This window comes from Paenibacillus sp. Z3-2 (assembly GCF_054161325.1).
This window is the reverse complement of the sequence record NZ_CP096397.1, coordinates 4,474,655-4,490,625: the sequence shown is the minus strand read 5'-3', so window position 1 is coordinate 4,490,625 and position 15,971 is coordinate 4,474,655. Positions and strand designations below refer to the sequence as shown.

Here is a 15,971-nt window from a genome sequence, read left to right as displayed (position 1 = left end):
GAGAATGACTTCGTGGCAAAATCGAATTTGGACAGATTGAAGGATGCTATTTCTAATGCTATTGCACTGTTATCCCAAACGAAAGCCGGAGATGATCCGGGGCAGTATCCAATCGCTGCTGTTGAAGCTTTTCAAAGTGCCATTAAAGAAGCTGAATCATTGGTAGCAACTGATGGTGCTGAACCGAGTCAATTCGAAGTTGGAAATAACGTGCTGAATGAAGCACGAGAAGCTTTTATATCCAGTAAGGTTGTTGAACCGCCAAAAGAAGAAATACCGGATGTTGTTGAATTGACTTTGATCGGCACGCCAAGCCAGTGTAAAGGCTCGCATTCTATCCATTTCAACGGAGGGATTGTGACATTCCAGGAAGGAAAGACATTTGTTCCAAACGCACTAGGTAATACGCTCATCAAAGCTGGTTATGCGAAATGAGCCGTTACCTCGAAGTTACTGATATCGATTATGTTCCTGCCGGTGTCAAACTAACAGAACCTTTGATCATTCGTGCATCTGCCATTATTGACGGCAAGTGTAAGCGTGAGATTGGGGTAAAGGCATACACCGAGCGCATACGGCTCACTGATGCGCAACGAGGACACTTGTCCTATTACCCTGTTGTTGATGTGCTCAGCGCAAAAGGAAGACCTACACAGGGTGTTCTCGGGAATTTCTTCGGTTCTCCTAACTTCGAAACCATTGATGATCTAAGTATCATAGATGTGGACAAGGAGATCGGAACTGTCTGGTGTGGACATTCACCTTTTGGATCAGCCTACGAAGAGTTGGAAGTGAGCTACACAAGCGGGTGGGATATCATACCTGATAAAGTGAAGGTAGCTTGCGGGTTGCTCATTGGTCAGATGGCTACCAATCCTAATTCTAATGTGAAGTCGAAGAAGGATTTCGATTACAGCATTGAGTACTTTGGAAATAACATGATCACACCGGAGATTGCCGATTTGTTGTCGGAGTTCGAGCTTCGGTCATTTAGGTAGGTGAAGATAAATGTTCTATGAGTTCTCTCACCGTCACACTGCCTGTACAGTGGACGAAAATGAGGAATCGGTCATTCTGTCTCGTGAAACAAAAGCAACGACTGTAATGGGCAAAGAATACGTGTACAATGGGCTGTTTTCACCAGATTCAATGGTTGAAAGGGGCTCTTTGGTGCGGACGAGTGATTCTTTCTTAGTCCAGACAATCCGAAATACGGTTGATACGGACAAATACTGTTCTTTAATCAAAACGAACGTTACCGCGGAAGTTCAGCGGTACACGCAGGACTTTGATAAGAATGACAATCCAAAGGGCAAACCTGAGTTTACACCCGTTGCCGCGGATATCATTGGTTTCGCTCAACATGTCTCTGCTCAGCTGAGACAAGAAGAACCTGGTCTTCTATCTACAACTTCCCTTGTTCTTCTTTTGCAGACTAGTGTTGATGTCAGGGAACCGAGTGATCCGGCATTGGTAAGTCCAGACCGTATCGTGATTGCTGGTAAGAAATATCAAGTGGATGTGGTGGATCGGATCAAGTATCCGAATCTCCTACATATTCAGTTGTGCGAGGACAGGCGATGATTACCGGGTACGATGCAGAACGTGCAGCGAAGGACTTGGAAAACAAGTTGGCGGTTGAAATCAAAGGTCTGACGAAAATCGTTATGCTTACTGCTAAGACTGGTATCAGATATTACCCTGCTGTCAGAGAGAGTTTGGAAATGCAAATGACTTTGCTGGCGAACCAAATGATTTCAGGAGACATCACTGCTGATTACTGGCAAGCCTGGCTGGAACAGTTCGGTAAAGGATCACTTATGGCTGGACCGAGTCAAAACCCGGGTCTGGTAAGTTACATGAACAGTGAAGCATGGAACAAGCTGAGGTCAAAGGGTAGCCGGGTAGTTGTAGGCCGGGGTAGAGGTACTTACCGAGCTATCGACGGCACAATTAAAAAGTCCAAAGGCGGATACGCAGGTGTAGATTTGGAGGAGTTGGCAGAACGTGGGGACCTTGATCCTTCGTTCAAAGCCACTCCTCCTACTTATTTTATGCGTATTGCTCTTGAATCCAATCGTGATCGGATATTAAACGGGATTAGTCGTGTCATTACCGAGTTTCCATATCATCGTTACTTCAGGGAGGTGAAGGATTGAGCTTAAAATTGTTGGATGCTGTTCAGCATGCGCTGAAAGCTGACACGGAATTAATGGAAATGTTGTCTCTCGAATCCTCTTCACCTTCCAACGAAGTAGTGATGAGGTTTACAAAGGGGATGGAACCAGAAATCACGATCAGCAACGAAACAGTTCCTCATATTTGCCAATATGTGATGCCAGGGCGCTTTTCACGCAATCAGTTGGTGTTCGAGGGTAAATTCTGTCTGGACTTCTATGCAGGGACAGGTTATGCGGCGAAAGAGCTTTTTGAAAGATCATTTCAAGTGCTGCACGATAAACGTATTACAATGCCGGGCTGGGCCACATACCTCTGCGTATTAACGTATGATGCTGATTTTGCAACTGGAATACAAGGTGTCAAAGGGTATAAGGCCATTTTCGACGTGGACTATCTCCGAATGAATTGAGGTGAAAATATGTCTGAACAACAGCGCGAGGAAGTAGAGGGAAAACCTGAAGCTAAGGAAAAAATTCCTGAGCTTAAGAAGCTGACTCAAGAAAAAATTCGACTGGCAAAGAAACTTGGGCTGATAGACGGTCAGAAGCCTATTGAGGGATACAAAGAAACCGAAGATTACAAACGAATTGAAGAGATTGATATGCGGCTCTGGGAGCTTGTCTAATCAACTCTATACCTAAGGAGGATACACATGAGACCATTAGTATTTGACGGTGTTGGTACAGTTGTAGCAACAGATTTGGACGGGAAAGTGAAGTACGTTGAGGACAAGGTATCAAAGCTCACCTTGCAGCTTCAATTTGACTGGCAAGGGGTTATGGGTGGCGATAGTGGATATGCTTTCCACTACACGGCAGGGGATTTGCAAGACAAAGTAAGTATTGAAGTTCCTCGTTATTCTCCTGTGATTGCAGACATGTCTCAGGGTGCCACAACAAAGCGCAGCACTGCGATGGAGTTCGATGAGACGGAACAAGGTATACTGGGAACTGATGGCTACATGATCAAGGCTCCGGCAAAGTACTCAGGTACATTTATCGAAGAAAGTGATGAAGTGCATCTTGTTGATGCTGATACTGATGAGCGTACTCTTTTGACCCGCGCAGCGACTACACCAACAGATCAACAATACACGATCGATGCAACGGGGAAAATCGTATCTTCCGATGCGAATAAAGGAAAGGAAATTCTGGTCAGATATAAATGGACTAGAGAGGGCACAGAAACGGCATTTGATGGAACACGTCGTCCAGCTCCTTTTAAACTTACTCACCGTTTTGAGCTGCTTGATGACAAGTACGGAAAACCTGTTCCGGTCCAAGTGACTATCTTCAAAGCTCTGGGCGGTGGTACATTGGATGTGTCGCAAGAACGTAAAAAGGCAAACACGACTACGATTGACCTTCAAGTAATGGAGCCTGGGCGCTCAGCTGATAATCCAGAAGGCCATGCTATGACAATTAAGTTCGGAATTTAAACCTTAATCTCAACCCTGCCGGTACTCGGCGGGGTTCTTTTTTTGGTAAAAACTATATTTCAATTCAAAGGAGAATGAACATGAGTGAAGTTGAACAAGCAATTGAAACCCAAGAAGAGAAAACGTTGGACCAGACCTTGAACATTGGCAGCACCGTACGTTTGGCTGAGGGACTACAGAAGACAATTAAGGTCGGAACGATCAAGTTGATTCGGGAAGTTCGGCAGCAAGCGAAGAACCTCAAGGGTATTCGCTTTAGCTATGTAATTGGACGGGATGCCATTGAAGCAACGCAAGTTGGTGAGCAGGATATCCCAGCTATTGACTGTCCGGCTATTGAGCAGGCGTATCAAAAAGCCTTCGATCTGATTTTTGTAGAGGGCCTAACGGATGAAGAGTATGAACAAGTGGACATGGAGGGCATCCAGGCTTTGGATAACGTTTTGGATCGATTTCTATAAAGAATCTTTTCCTCCAGATCCTGATTCAGCTGACGATGATGAGGATCTGGGGGATGGTGAAGTAGATCAACCAGGAACGGACTGGATGGGTCTGTGGGCACTCTGTATCAGCAACGGAATATCAGATACAGAGTGGCCTAATATGACCATACCTAAAATCCGAGCACTCATGAATGAAAAACAACGTTCTCGTGAATTCGAAATTGTTCTTCATGGTGGTACGGTCGAAAACAAAAAGCCGAAGAAAGCAAAATACTTATCCGATCTTGGTTTCTTCCAGCCAAGGTAGGAAGGAGGCAATATGGCAGAGGGTACAAATAGAGATGTCGTTGCTGCGCGGATTAATTTAGATACAGGCAAAGTCCTTCAGTCTTTCAAAAATATCGATACTGGAGCGCGAGGAAACGCAGATGCATTTAAGGCCTTGAATGCTGAACTATCAACCGCTGAGAAATCATACAAGAATATAACTTCAGCAATGGATAAAATGGCTTTAAGTTCGGATCAGCGCCGTCAGAAGATAATAGCCGAATATGAAGCTCAACAAAAGCAAAAACTTGCTCAAACTGCTTTGCTCGGTGCAAAGGCTCAACAGATCGAGCAAACTAACCGCTTGATCGATGCTAAAATGCAGGCGCAGCAAGCCTTGATTAAGAGACGAAATCAACAGATCGAACAATCCGAACGCGAGCACCAGCAGAAGATGCAGATTCTGCAAAATCGTTCAGTTAAATCAGGTCAAGAGGCTGCGAAAGCAACCGGTACGGGTACAGACGAGCGCACACGGGAACGTGTCCTGCAAGAAGAACAGAAGATACGCACTGCTCTTACAGAACGGCAAAGGAAAGAAGAAGCTCTCAGGGAGAAAGTGCTAGCGGAGGAACAACGGATTCGGCAAGCGTTGTCCCAAACTGAACAACAGACCAAGCGCATGGGTACCACTATGGATGCTGTCTCTAAAAGCTGGATCGGTAAATTAGGTGACATGGCTACACATGCCGTTGTGTTCAACACAATGTATAAAGCAATGCATGAAGTCACACAGGCAATGCATGAGGGCTTGGTGGACATAGAGTCAAACATGGCCGGATACGTGCAGACCAATGAACACTATTTTGTTCATTTTGAAGATGGTACAAACAAAATGGTTATGGATACTCAAAAGCTAAACCGCGAAACAAAAGCCTTTATCCAAACTGCTCACGAGCTTGGATCTAACATTTTGGATGTCACGGAGTCAGCTCGTCTCTGGGGCCGTATGTACAAAGACGTTAACGTTGTACAAGAGCTAGTACGGCAATCCACAAAGCTATCTACTGTGGACATGGTAGAGCTTGAGGACGCAACCAAGTCTATGGAGTCGGTTATGTCCCAGTATGGGGTCCATATTACGAATGCGAATGAAGCTATGGTTATCGGTAATCGTGTTCTTGATTCCTGGTCCAAGGTAGCTCACGATACGATGGCCCCAGCTCGTGACCTGGGGGCTGCATTCCAACGGACAGGTAAAATCGCTGCGGAAACAGGTGTGTCATTTGACGTGATGAACGGATTGATCTCTGCCGGTGTTCGTAATACGGCGTTGTCTGGGGAAAACCTCGGTAACATGTGGAAAACAGTCCTAGGTACCATTCGAACAGATAAAGCGGTGGATGAGATTGAGCGTCTTGGTGTTAAAACCAAGGAGGTTGTAGACGGGGTTGAACAATGGCGTAAAGCGGAAGATATTCTATTGGATCTCTCGATCCAGGTAACAGACAAGAACTACGACCTGACTCAGTCATATGCAGATATCTCTCGTGGTGTTTATCAATATGCAAAACTGGCCGCGTCACTTAACGTTGGAGATATCTTGCTGGGTACTGCTGCTTCTATTGGCTCATCCGGCTCTACGATGCAGTATTTGACTGTTCAAATGGACACGATCCAGCGTAAGGCAGCTCAGACCAGAACTTCACTGCTTGAAATCTTTAACACAGCTGGCGAAGATGGATTGCGTCAGATGATTAAAGATGTGTTGGATGGAATTGACCAATTGCTAATTGGATTGACAAAAATACCTACAGGTGTCTATGCTGCCGCTGCTGGATTAAGCGGTCTGCTGTTGGCGTACAAAGCCCTTAGCGGACCTATTGCATCCGTTATAGCGGCTATTCAAGTTTTAAATGCTGCTAAAGCGCAACAAACGGTTTCGACGGTTACCAGCACAGCTGCAACAGCTGCTAATTCGGCTGCAAATACTGTGAATATCGTTTCAAGCGAAGGCGTAACCATCTCCACAGTTCAGCAAACTGCTGCAAGAGAAGCGCAAGCTGTAGCGACTACCACGGCAACGGTAGCAACCGGTGCATTGAGCAGGGCGCAGGCGGCGGCTACCGTTACTATGGCGGCAGCAACTGCTGGACTTTCTCTGTTGGTAGGTGCTATTGCTATTTTCGCAATGAAGAGTGGGGAAGCAGAAAAAGCAGAACGTGATCGGATTCAAATGATGAAGGACAATGATTCTGCGAGTCAACAAATGATTAGCCAGTATCAACGGCAGATTGACTTGTTGCCTAAGATGGTCAATGCACACAATTCCTTAAAAGCGATGATTGATGGTGGAACACTATCCACGAGTAAACAGGAGCAAGCAAAACGCCAACTGGAAGAAATATCTAAAGCGCTTGCGATGACTATAGGAAAAGAAGGACTAGCTCAACTTGAAGCTGCTGGGTTTACAGACGAGGCAACTCAAATACAGATCTCTGCTCTTAATACGTTGATTGACAAGCAACGAGAAGCTAGAAAGGCTGTATTGGAAGATCAAAGAAGTGGTCTACAAGACCAAATGAATGAAAATATCGCTGTCATTGAAAAAACGAAGGAGAAGATAGAGTCTCTTGAAAATAGTTTGATCGCAGGCGGCGTAGAATTTATGAAGAACATTTTCAGTTTCAAAAGTGTGGATGAATCATCCAATGAACTGGAGAATTTACAAAATAAACTTGATTCTTTAGAGACGAAAAATCGTGAGTTGGAAGCTTCCATAAGTGATGCAAATGTCCAAATGCAACAAATGACCGTAGAATCTGTCGAAGCCCAAAAGGAAACGGATGCATTAGCGGGGATAAACGGGAAGGCATCTGATACGATTGAAGAATTGACTGAAAAACTGGTTGAGCAGACGAAAGCTTTGAGAGAGTCCGTTCAAGCAAGTATTTCTTCAGTTTCTGAGCTGAACCAAGTTGCAGACACGCTCTCCAAAGGACAATCATTAAGTGCATCTTCTGTGGCAGACTTGATTCTAAAATATCCTGAATTGGCTTCCCAGATCCGGAAGACAACGGATGGATGGATATTTGAAGGACAAATTCTAGAAAAATTGCGACAAGCTAAAATTAAGAAAGCTATCGATGATCTGAAAGCGGAGAGGGATTCAACGCGCAGTGTGGCGCTGGAGAGTTTAAAACGAATCCAATTTTATGGGCAAGAGTTTGAGTCTATCTCAACCTTTGCTGAAGCTCGTGAAAAGATTAAAGACATTGAAAAAGAAATCACCGAAGAGCAGAAGAAGAATGCTTCTGAATTGAATAGCACGCAGCTTATGAATCAAGGCATAGCTAATTTTCTTCAACAAAAGGCCAATGAGCAGCTTGAAGCTAAAAAACAAAAACTTAATGAGTTAAATGATGTCGTTAAAAAGTATGCTGGTCAACTACAGTTGAGTAATGACCAGATCGAAGCCATGACTAAGCTTTTGGAAGATGACACTTACGGGGTAGAAGACAACAACAAGGCCAAGAAAGAAACCGTAGAAATTATGACGGAATTACAGAAGGCGATTGAAGGCTACAATAAGTCCTTGGAAAAATTGGATTCGCAACAGAAAAGAGTTGCGAAGTCGTCCAAAGAATACCTTGATATCCTAGCTCAGAAGCGTACAGCCCTACTGGAGGAACAGAAACTTTACGAACAAGGGTACAATGATCCAACCCAACTCGTGTCCTCTCAAACGGAGATTACGACAGGTGGCGGAACGTCATCAGACATTACAAGAATGCTGTCCACTGCTGTTGACTTGGCAAACTCTGGTGTGATGCGATACAAGAAAATAGGCGGTGAATTTACCGGTTCATTTGATGAATTCAAACAAAGAGCATACTCAGACTGTTCTCAGTTTGTGCAGGAGATGTTTGAAACGATCGGAGTACAGGTACCGCGTACAGCAGCTCAACAAGCCAAATCAGGAACTGCGGTATCAAAGAAAAATCTTCAAGTTGGAGATCTTGTGTTCTTCAATACGAATGGCAAAGATAACTCACATGTTGGTATTTATATGGGTGATAGCAAGTTTATTCAAATGGGGGAATCGGGGTTAAAGGTTTCGGATTTAAATAGCAGCTACTGGGCGCCGAAGTACAACGGAGCAACTCGTATTCCTGGGCTTTCGACAGATGCTGCCTACCCGACATCCACTAGTTCCCAAACAACTTCTGGCGGAGTCGCATATGCCGGTAAATACGCTTCTGAGATTAATGCTGCTGCTAATCAATTTAATGTTGACCCATACCTTGTCGCTGCTGTGATCCAACGCGAATCAACTTTTGGAGCTAAGGGCGTAACCAATGTCATGCAAGTCAATGGCATGAACAATGCGACAGTAAAACAGAGTATTGATGCAGGGACTAAGATGCTCTCCGAGTTACTGAAGAAATCTGGTGGAGATGTCGCCATGGCTCTGGGCGGATACAACATGGGATCGGGAATTATTGATTGGTTCAAAAAGTCTGGTGGATACAATAAAGCTGATATGGCCGCGTATTCAGAGAAATACAAGAAAGTTTATAAAAGCAATGTATACGGAGATGTAGGGTATGTTGATAAAGTATTGGCTGATTATTCTCCACAAAAGTCCAGTACAACTACACAACCTACACAGAAGCAATTGAAGGATGCAAAAAATACCGCTGATAGCGAACTGCTTCGGATTAGTGATGAACTTTATAACATTGATGTTTCAGAACTGGAGAGTAAACTCGGAATCAAAGATATGAAAATCTCTGACAAAGAGTTGTCTTTAAAACAATCCGAAGCACGGCAGAAGAACATGAAGAAAGACTCCCAAGAGTACAAAGCCGAATACGAGCTTCAATTGAAACTCAAAACTGAAATACAGAAACTGATGCAGGAGCAGCGTCAGATGATCGAACAATCCGGGCTGAAATCAGATGAGTTGACTAATAAGCGGCGAAGCCTGACTGAGAAAATTGGGGATGTGCAGTCCGAGAAAGAAGACATGAAGGATCAGTATGCCAGCGACCAATTTGATACCGCACAGGCCAATATGGAAGCGCGTGTTGAACGCATGCGTCAACAAGGCCGTTCCGAGATGGAAATGACCAAGACGCAACTTCAGTTTTATCAGGGACAACTCAAAAATACGGCCCTAACTGAGGAACAGCGTGTTGAATCAGCTAAACAAGTGTATGACTTGACGAACAAGGTTACGGATCTGAAATTTAAAAATTCAACGAATTGGATTGATAAACAAACAAATCAGATGGAACGTCAAGGTAAGTCTGAGGTTGAGATTTATCAAATGCAGGCCGAGGCTTACAACCGGATGCGAAACGATACCACGCTAAAAGCAGAACAACGAGCTGAAGCAGAGAAAATGTATCAAGATACTTCCAAGAAACTGATTTCGTCTAAGTACGAGTACTCGGAAAAGTGGATTAACAAAGAAGCTACGAAGATGGAAATGTCCGGTGCTCAAAAAGTTGACATCATGAAGTGGGAGCTTCAAGAGTTTCTGAAGATGCAAGCTGATAAGACGATGTCTTCTGAACAGCTGTGGGATCTAGAACAGAAAATATATAAGCAGCGTAATGATCTGGATAAGGAGTACTATTCTGCTGCTGAGAAACGAATTAATCACTTGAAGGCGATCGGTGAAATGACTACCGAACAAGAACTTGCCGAGTATATGAAACTTCAAGCTTCTTACCTGGTAGGAAGCGATCAACGGATGGATGCAGATGAGAAGGTCTACGATCTAAAGAAAAAACTTATGGACGAAATGACCAAGGCAGTATCTGAATCGGTAACTAAGCAGAAAAAGCTATTGGACAGCGCTCTGGATGAGGGAATCAAACGTATTCAGGCTGAGAAGGATGCGTTCATCTCAGCTCAAGAAGCCAAAATCAAAGCTATTGATGATCTGATTCAAGCCATGGAGCGAAGTAATGATCAGGATGACTATGAGAGACTGCGAGCAGAGAAAGTTGCTCGTCTTGAAAAGCTCCAGTCTGCTGTTGGTCCAGAAGGTATTGCTGAGCGAAAACAAGTCCAAAAAGACATTGAGGACCTGGATCGTGAACATGGTCGCAAGCTCGCCAAACAAGCGCTTGAGGATCAGAAAACGGCGTTGCAAGAGGAGAAAACAACTCGCGAAAAAGATTTTGACGATAAAGTTCAAGATGCTAAATCTCATTATGATAATCTCTCTTCCGCTTTTGATGAATTTTCTTCGAACAGTGAGCTGTCTGCCGAGAATTTGAAAAACATTCAGATTATGAAGGAGAGCGAGAAGAACGAAACGATACTCGGAATGCTTGATGCATTTGTTTTGGAATATCAGAGCCGTCTTGATCAGATTGCGGCGGCAAGTGCTTCACTTGGAGTGACTGATGTCTCTGGGGGAGCTTTGGCTCCAGGAACCGCCTCGAAGGACTCTGCATATCAAAAGGAAATTGATCTGTACACCTATAACGATAACAAGGATGCTTGGGATGCAGCTAAAGCCCGAGGTGATGCTGAAACCATGCGACTCCTTCAAGAACAAAACGATGCCATTCGTAAGAAGTATGGGATTGATAAAGATACAGGTAAACTCCAGCATTTTAGTGAAGGGGGAATAGTCAAAGGTCCTCGCGGTGCGGCTGTTCCAGTTATTGCGCACGCTGGCGAAGCTATTCTTAATGACCGACAACAGGATTCATTGTTTAATCTCCTAAACCTACGAATGCACAGACTAGACTTTACAATGCCTGAATTCTCAGTTCCTCAAGGTTCAAACGGAGTAAATCCGGAGAGAACCAGTAATCAATTCGTAATTAAATCAGGAGATACTTATATCGCGGACGAATCGGCTGCGAAGGTCTTCTGGAGTGAGCGCGATAATTTGATGCGGAGGATGCAGGCTAGAGGAGGTAAGGGATAATGATCAATGCTACTGCTGATGGGAAGTCCTTTCGTGATATCGGACTTGGCCTGAAGAAGCACAACATCCCGGTATTGCCACCGACGAGGGACTACAGTCTCGAAATTGCAGGGCGGGATGGAGAGATCGATTTTGGTAGCACATATGGCCCAAGAGTAATTAATCTGGAGTGTATCGTTATGGCAGACGATGCTACCCTTGACTATCACAGAAGAGTCGCCCAAGTGGCGGCTCTTTTTAATATCAAAAAAGGGGACATTGTACTCACGTTTGAGGATCTTCCGGGCAGAAGATATATCGGAAGGTATGCTGGGACGATGGATATTGAAAAGATTATTTTTGATGGGGAACTGACAATACCAATCAAAATGGGCAAACATCCCTTTCCGGAAAGCGATGAAAACATGCTGGAAGAAACTATTACTCATTCTCCAGAAAAGATCAAAGTAATTTCTTTGGGGGATGAACGCGCAAGTCCAGTGATTGTTTTAACCAACACAGGTTCCGCAACAATTCAAAAGTTCAAGATTCAGAATGAATACTTGTTAGAGGGGTGATCTGATGAACATTAGTAAATATCTAGCGACCAAACAACTGAATGTATCAGCAAGAGGGGAGAAATTCACTTTCCCAGATAGGCTATATGTCGCTCTTTATAATTCCGATCCTACCTGGAATGATACGGGGCAAGAGGTGTCCGGTGGAGGTTATGCCAGACAAGTGCTCACCTTTGCTGAACCGGCTCAGGTTACTGTCCAAGAGTTTCACCCAGTTACGGGGGTCTTGAGCAATATACAAAAGATGTCCATCAAATCTGCGGCAGATGTAGCTTTTGCAGTAGCGACAGCCAATTGGGGCATAGTTACACACTTTGGACTGCGGGACGCTGTTACAGGCGGTAACCTTTATTATTTCGGGACGCTCGAAACACCACGGAGCATTTTAAATAATGACATTTTCAAGTTTTTAACTGGCCAAGTGGAGATCCGGTTGAACTAAGGGGGTAAATACGATGATTGAAACAATGTATCCGGCAGCAGTCAACAGCAGGCAGACGGAGCTGGCGGAGGCTATTGACGATACTCAGACAAGTTTCACGGTACTGGATGGATCTGTTCTACCACCTGCGCCTAACCTGATCACGCTGGGGACCGATGAATCGGCTGAGACCATTAAGTATGAAGGGTTGAGTGGAAATACACTTACGGTGGTATCCAGAGGGTTTGAGGGTGTGGCTAAATCTTGGGTGGCTGGAACGAAAATGGCGAGATACTTCACCGCTTACGATCACGACACATTCCGAGTGAACATTACTGATCTGGACCAACGACTAGACAACATCCCTGCACCACAGGACGCATCTTTAACAGATAAGGGTATTGTCCAACTGTCTAAGTCAACGACAGGTGACAGGGATACCATAGCGGCTACGGAATCCGCAGTGGGTTCCGTGCAACAGCAAGTTGGTAACTTGGCCGACCTACAAACAACGGACAAGGACAACCTGGTTGATGCGCTCAACGAGGTTTTTCAGTCTGGCGTTGACGGGAAAAATCTCATTGAATCCGCCGTCATCGTCAAAGGGGGAACGGTAGCAGGGACTTCCCCACACTCTTTTATAGAACTTGCGGATGGGATTGGGACGATTGAAACTGCAACGGTGATTAACGGTCAACAAGAAGCAGTTGGTATTTTTAAGAGTAATATTCAGGCTAATGATCCGATTAAAACTCGTTATAACATAGAGCAAAAAAACGTAGCTACGAACTTTGCGAATAATGGTCAATCCGTTCGATTTAGCCCGGATAACAGATACATGGCTGTAAGTGTTATGAGCACCGGAATAACCATGTTCAAGAGAATAGGAGATGAGTATAGTCAAATACCGATTCCATCCATCTCCGAATCCACTAGATATATATCGTTTAGCCAAGATTCTAAATTCTTTGTGGTCCCGAGTCTGGGAGCTGTATCTTTAAGGATTTTTAAAATTGAAGAAGGGGATATGTTCACAGAAATCAAGGGTTTTATTATCCCAAGTGGTCGTTCTAATTACACAGACTTCAGTTCAGATGGTAAGTATTTAGCAGTTTCTTTGCTTGAAGATCCTTACATTGCAATATATAAAATTGAAGGAGATACGTTTACAAAACTAGCAAACCCTAGCGTACTACCGCCGAGCGGTGCTTATGGTATCTCCTTTACCCCAAATGCGGATTATCTTGCTGTAGCCCATGGAGGGAGCAATATTGCAAGTATATACAAGCGCAATGGGGATGTATTTACGAAGCTGGCTAACTTGCCTAGCTTGCCGGGGACCAACAATGGTTATGGATTGACCTTTAGTCACAGCGGTGATCACTTATTTATTGGCACTAGTGCTACTCCCGGACTTCTGTGGTATACACGGAATGGTGATTCATTCACTAAAGTGAACATATCCAGTCAGGCAACTAATGTAATTTATGATATAAGGTGTAGTCAAGATGATAGGTATATGGCTATTGCTATGTATAGCAGTCCATATATGAGTCTTTATGATTTGAAAAACGGCGGTTTTAGCAAGTACCCTAACCCGAGTGTTTTACCTACTGGTATTGGTTATGGAGTTGATTTTAGCCCAGACTCAAACTTTCTAGGGGTTGCTCACGGTGCGCTTCCTGCACTCACACTTTACGATACGCGTGATGGAGTTCATTTAAGTTCAAATGTAAGGAGTTCTATATCAGCTTCAGATATTGGACTAGGTTATGCAAAAGAAAGCGGGATTGCAGGGGAAGCTAAAAAAATAGTGAAGATATGGAGCTGATATAAATGAGTTTTTACATTCAAGTCGAGCAGCAAACTCAGATTATTCGAGACATCATCGAATACCCGTATGAGGGTTATCAAGAGGTAGACATCTCAACGCCGCTCCCGATTGGAATTAACGGAGGATACTATCGCTGGCAGGATGGACAACCTGTGTTGGATCAAGCCCTGAAAGATGAGGTAGACAAAGCCAACAAACCCATTGAATACGTAGAACTGGAACGCAGACTTGCTGCGTCAGAAGCTAGTTATGAGCAATTAGCCTCTGAGAGTAACGCCAATCAGTTAGCTCTCATGGAGCTTCACATGATGTTGCTTGGCGAGATGCCAGATGCGTAATAATCTCGCCAGGCTACTGATCCGTTGGGCTGTAGCACTCATGAGGGGAGGTGACACCATGTTAGCTGTATACGTAATGATGATTCATAAGGGCTTGATCAAGCTGGAGCAAGTGCCAACAGGAAGCCGTGAGAAAGTGGCTGCTGTGTTGGAAGTGGCAGAGATGGACCAAAACGGAAATATCGTGTAATAGGCGTTCCGACATCGGAGCGCTATTTTTATGACTGATTTCAGACCATTTAACAACTTATAAGCTAAATCGTATAGACCTAATAACAACAAAAGGAGGAATTAAACATGCCAATTGAAACGAAACGTTTAAAACTTCCCCTACCTTTGGGGAATGAAAGTGTAAGTCGTGTAGGAATCAATACGATCTTTGAGAAGATCGATGAGGGTGTTGCAACACGGGAAGATGTGGAAGAACTTCGCCAATTGGTCAACGAGATGGACATTCCTGATGCATCATTAACTCAGAAAGGTAAGGTGCAGCTGTCTAGCAAGACAGACGGAATGTCAGAGTCGGTGGCCGCGACAGAGAAAGCCGTTAAAGGAGCATACGACCGTGGCAGCGCTGGAATCACAGCAGCTCAAGTGGCACATGATATCATTAATAACAGAGATGGATTCGGGATAACCACCAGAATCAGCGTAAACAATTATGCAGTGACTCTTACGCCTGCACCAACCGCTCTTGTTGCTGGTTTAAGAGCTACCATCATGATAAATGAAACTAATACAAGCTATGTACATCTCGATGTCAATGGGCTCGGCGGAAGGAATATCTTAAAAACTGATGGGAGCCTCCTAAAAGCCAATGCACTCCGAGCAAACGCTGTATATTCGGTGGTTTACAATGGCGCAAATTTTATCTTACAGGGTGAAGGAGGTGAGTATGGTACAGCGGTAGCTGGTGATGTCAGAGCAGACAAAACAATAGGAACAGAATCTGGTATTGTAACTGGAACCATGCCCGCTGCTTACGGAAAAGTTCAGTCTGAGTTTTTAAGAACAAACGGTCTACCGAATGGCAGCTCTCAAGTCATCCCTGTTCCTGCTGGGAAGATTTATGTAGGTGTAGGAAGTGGGCAGTTCGCTAACTACGGATCTTTCATTCGGTTGATGGTCAATCCAGGTTATGTGTATAGAAACGATGTAGCGGCAACTATCGTATCCGCTCTTAGTGAAACATCAGCAACAATAAGTAATACTACAGGTTCCTACTCGTCTTTTGAATTATCATTATTAACACAATCAATTGTTTAGGAGGGTTTGTTATGTTATTAGAAAAATGGGTAAGAAATCGGTATAATATTGTAACATTTGAAATCGGATTTCCTGAACCGACTGAACATATTATGTGGGGGAATAAGCTAACAGGTACACATTTTAGTGTGTTCTCTCCAATTAAAATATTCTTAAAATTATTTGAAGGAAAAGTAGATATGGATGGATCTGATGAGGAGATTCTACAGCGAATTAAAGACGTGTTTCCAAATAATGAACAAGGATATAACGACTATATCATATAACGAGT

Annotated in this window: 17 protein-coding genes; all 17 read left to right on the top strand. The window is 44.1% G+C overall.

The annotated features are described in order from the left end of the window. Positions 1–12 precede the first annotated feature (12 nt). The 17 genes from M1D71_RS19970 to M1D71_RS19890 all read left to right on the top strand — a co-directional run bounded on the left by M1D71_RS19970 (position 13) and on the right by M1D71_RS19890 (position 15,966). On the top strand, positions 13–435 hold the full coding sequence (locus M1D71_RS19970; RefSeq protein WP_458123360.1) for a hypothetical protein: 423 nt from the start codon (positions 13–15) through the stop codon (positions 433–435). After that, positions 432–998, top strand: a complete 567-nt coding sequence (locus tag M1D71_RS19965; RefSeq protein WP_458123359.1) for a hypothetical protein — start codon at positions 432–434, stop codon at positions 996–998. The genes M1D71_RS19970 and M1D71_RS19965 overlap by 4 nt, the downstream gene beginning before the upstream one ends. 10 nt (positions 999–1,008) lie before the next feature. Continuing rightward, complete coding sequence (locus tag M1D71_RS19960; protein WP_458123358.1) at positions 1,009–1,584, top strand: hypothetical protein; 576 nt, start codon at positions 1,009–1,011, stop codon at positions 1,582–1,584. After that, complete coding sequence (locus M1D71_RS19955; protein WP_458123357.1) at positions 1,581–2,159, top strand: hypothetical protein; 579 nt, start codon at positions 1,581–1,583, stop codon at positions 2,157–2,159. Before M1D71_RS19960 ends, M1D71_RS19955 begins: the two co-directional genes overlap by 4 nt. Further along, positions 2,156–2,590, top strand: a complete 435-nt coding sequence (locus M1D71_RS19950; protein WP_458123356.1) for a hypothetical protein — start codon at positions 2,156–2,158, stop codon at positions 2,588–2,590. The genes M1D71_RS19955 and M1D71_RS19950 overlap by 4 nt, the downstream gene beginning before the upstream one ends. A 9-nt stretch (positions 2,591–2,599) precedes the next feature. Further along, positions 2,600–2,806, top strand: coding sequence for a hypothetical protein (locus tag M1D71_RS19945; RefSeq protein WP_145323030.1), 207 nt, complete (start codon positions 2,600–2,602; stop codon positions 2,804–2,806). 27 nt (positions 2,807–2,833) lie between these two features. Then, a complete protein-coding gene (locus M1D71_RS19940) occupies positions 2,834–3,619 on the top strand; it encodes a hypothetical protein (protein ID WP_127549675.1) in 786 nt (261 codons plus the stop codon). Positions 3,620–3,699: 80 nt separating this feature from the next. Further along, positions 3,700–4,080, top strand: coding sequence for a hypothetical protein (locus M1D71_RS19935; protein ID WP_458123355.1), 381 nt, complete (start codon positions 3,700–3,702; stop codon positions 4,078–4,080). Then, a complete protein-coding gene (locus tag M1D71_RS19930; RefSeq protein WP_458127383.1) occupies positions 4,019–4,369 on the top strand; it encodes a hypothetical protein in 351 nt (116 codons plus the stop codon). Before M1D71_RS19935 ends, M1D71_RS19930 begins: the two co-directional genes overlap by 62 nt. A gap of 12 nt (positions 4,370–4,381) precedes the next feature. Continuing rightward, positions 4,382–11,284 (top strand): NlpC/P60 family protein, encoded by a 6,903-nt coding sequence (locus M1D71_RS19925; protein ID WP_458123354.1) that lies wholly within the window; start codon positions 4,382–4,384, stop codon positions 11,282–11,284. Then, positions 11,284–11,841, top strand: coding sequence for a phage tail domain-containing protein (locus tag M1D71_RS19920; protein ID WP_458123353.1), 558 nt, complete (start codon positions 11,284–11,286; stop codon positions 11,839–11,841). The genes M1D71_RS19925 and M1D71_RS19920 overlap by 1 nt, the downstream gene beginning before the upstream one ends. Positions 11,842–11,845: 4 nt before the next feature. After that, complete coding sequence (locus M1D71_RS19915; protein WP_458123352.1) at positions 11,846–12,283, top strand: phage tail fiber protein; 438 nt, start codon at positions 11,846–11,848, stop codon at positions 12,281–12,283. Between the two features lie 13 nt (positions 12,284–12,296). Continuing rightward, positions 12,297–14,093 carry a tail fiber protein gene (locus M1D71_RS19910; RefSeq protein ID WP_458123351.1) on the top strand — a complete coding sequence of 599 codons (1,797 nt, stop codon included), beginning with the start codon at positions 12,297–12,299 and terminating at the stop codon, positions 14,091–14,093. A gap of 5 nt (positions 14,094–14,098) precedes the next feature. After that, entirely contained in the window at positions 14,099–14,434 is a 336-nt protein-coding gene (locus tag M1D71_RS19905; protein WP_458123350.1) for a hypothetical protein, read from the top strand. Positions 14,435–14,492: 58 nt separating this feature from the next. Beyond that, positions 14,493–14,624 (top strand): hypothetical protein, encoded by a 132-nt coding sequence (locus M1D71_RS19900; protein ID WP_458123349.1) that lies wholly within the window; start codon positions 14,493–14,495, stop codon positions 14,622–14,624. A 107-nt stretch (positions 14,625–14,731) separates the two neighbouring features. Continuing rightward, positions 14,732–15,700 carry a tail fiber protein gene (locus M1D71_RS19895; RefSeq protein WP_458123348.1) on the top strand — a complete coding sequence of 323 codons (969 nt, stop codon included), beginning with the start codon at positions 14,732–14,734 and terminating at the stop codon, positions 15,698–15,700. 11 nt (positions 15,701–15,711) lie between these two features. Next, positions 15,712–15,966, top strand: a complete 255-nt coding sequence (locus tag M1D71_RS19890) for a hypothetical protein (RefSeq protein ID WP_458123347.1) — start codon at positions 15,712–15,714, stop codon at positions 15,964–15,966. The last annotated feature ends 5 nt before the right edge of the window (positions 15,967–15,971 follow it).

Coding starts and splice junctions, on each gene's coding strand:
- M1D71_RS19965 (WP_458123359.1), top strand. CDS start 432: ATGAGCCGTTACCTCGAAGTTACTGATATCGATTATGTTCCTGCCGGT.
- M1D71_RS19960 (WP_458123358.1), top strand. CDS start 1,009: ATGTTCTATGAGTTCTCTCACCGTCACACTGCCTGTACAGTGGACGAA.
- M1D71_RS19955 (WP_458123357.1), top strand. CDS start 1,581: ATGATTACCGGGTACGATGCAGAACGTGCAGCGAAGGACTTGGAAAAC.
- M1D71_RS19945 (WP_145323030.1), top strand. CDS start 2,600: ATGTCTGAACAACAGCGCGAGGAAGTAGAGGGAAAACCTGAAGCTAAG.
- M1D71_RS19940 (WP_127549675.1), top strand. CDS start 2,834: ATGAGACCATTAGTATTTGACGGTGTTGGTACAGTTGTAGCAACAGAT.
- M1D71_RS19935 (WP_458123355.1), top strand. CDS start 3,700: ATGAGTGAAGTTGAACAAGCAATTGAAACCCAAGAAGAGAAAACGTTG.
- M1D71_RS19930 (WP_458127383.1), top strand. CDS start 4,019: ATGAACAAGTGGACATGGAGGGCATCCAGGCTTTGGATAACGTTTTGG.
- M1D71_RS19925 (WP_458123354.1), top strand. CDS start 4,382: ATGGCAGAGGGTACAAATAGAGATGTCGTTGCTGCGCGGATTAATTTA.
- M1D71_RS19920 (WP_458123353.1), top strand. CDS start 11,284: ATGATCAATGCTACTGCTGATGGGAAGTCCTTTCGTGATATCGGACTT.
- M1D71_RS19915 (WP_458123352.1), top strand. CDS start 11,846: ATGAACATTAGTAAATATCTAGCGACCAAACAACTGAATGTATCAGCA.
- M1D71_RS19910 (WP_458123351.1), top strand. CDS start 12,297: ATGATTGAAACAATGTATCCGGCAGCAGTCAACAGCAGGCAGACGGAG.
- M1D71_RS19905 (WP_458123350.1), top strand. CDS start 14,099: ATGAGTTTTTACATTCAAGTCGAGCAGCAAACTCAGATTATTCGAGAC.
- M1D71_RS19900 (WP_458123349.1), top strand. CDS start 14,493: ATGTTAGCTGTATACGTAATGATGATTCATAAGGGCTTGATCAAGCTG.
- M1D71_RS19895 (WP_458123348.1), top strand. CDS start 14,732: ATGCCAATTGAAACGAAACGTTTAAAACTTCCCCTACCTTTGGGGAAT.
- M1D71_RS19890 (WP_458123347.1), top strand. CDS start 15,712: ATGTTATTAGAAAAATGGGTAAGAAATCGGTATAATATTGTAACATTT.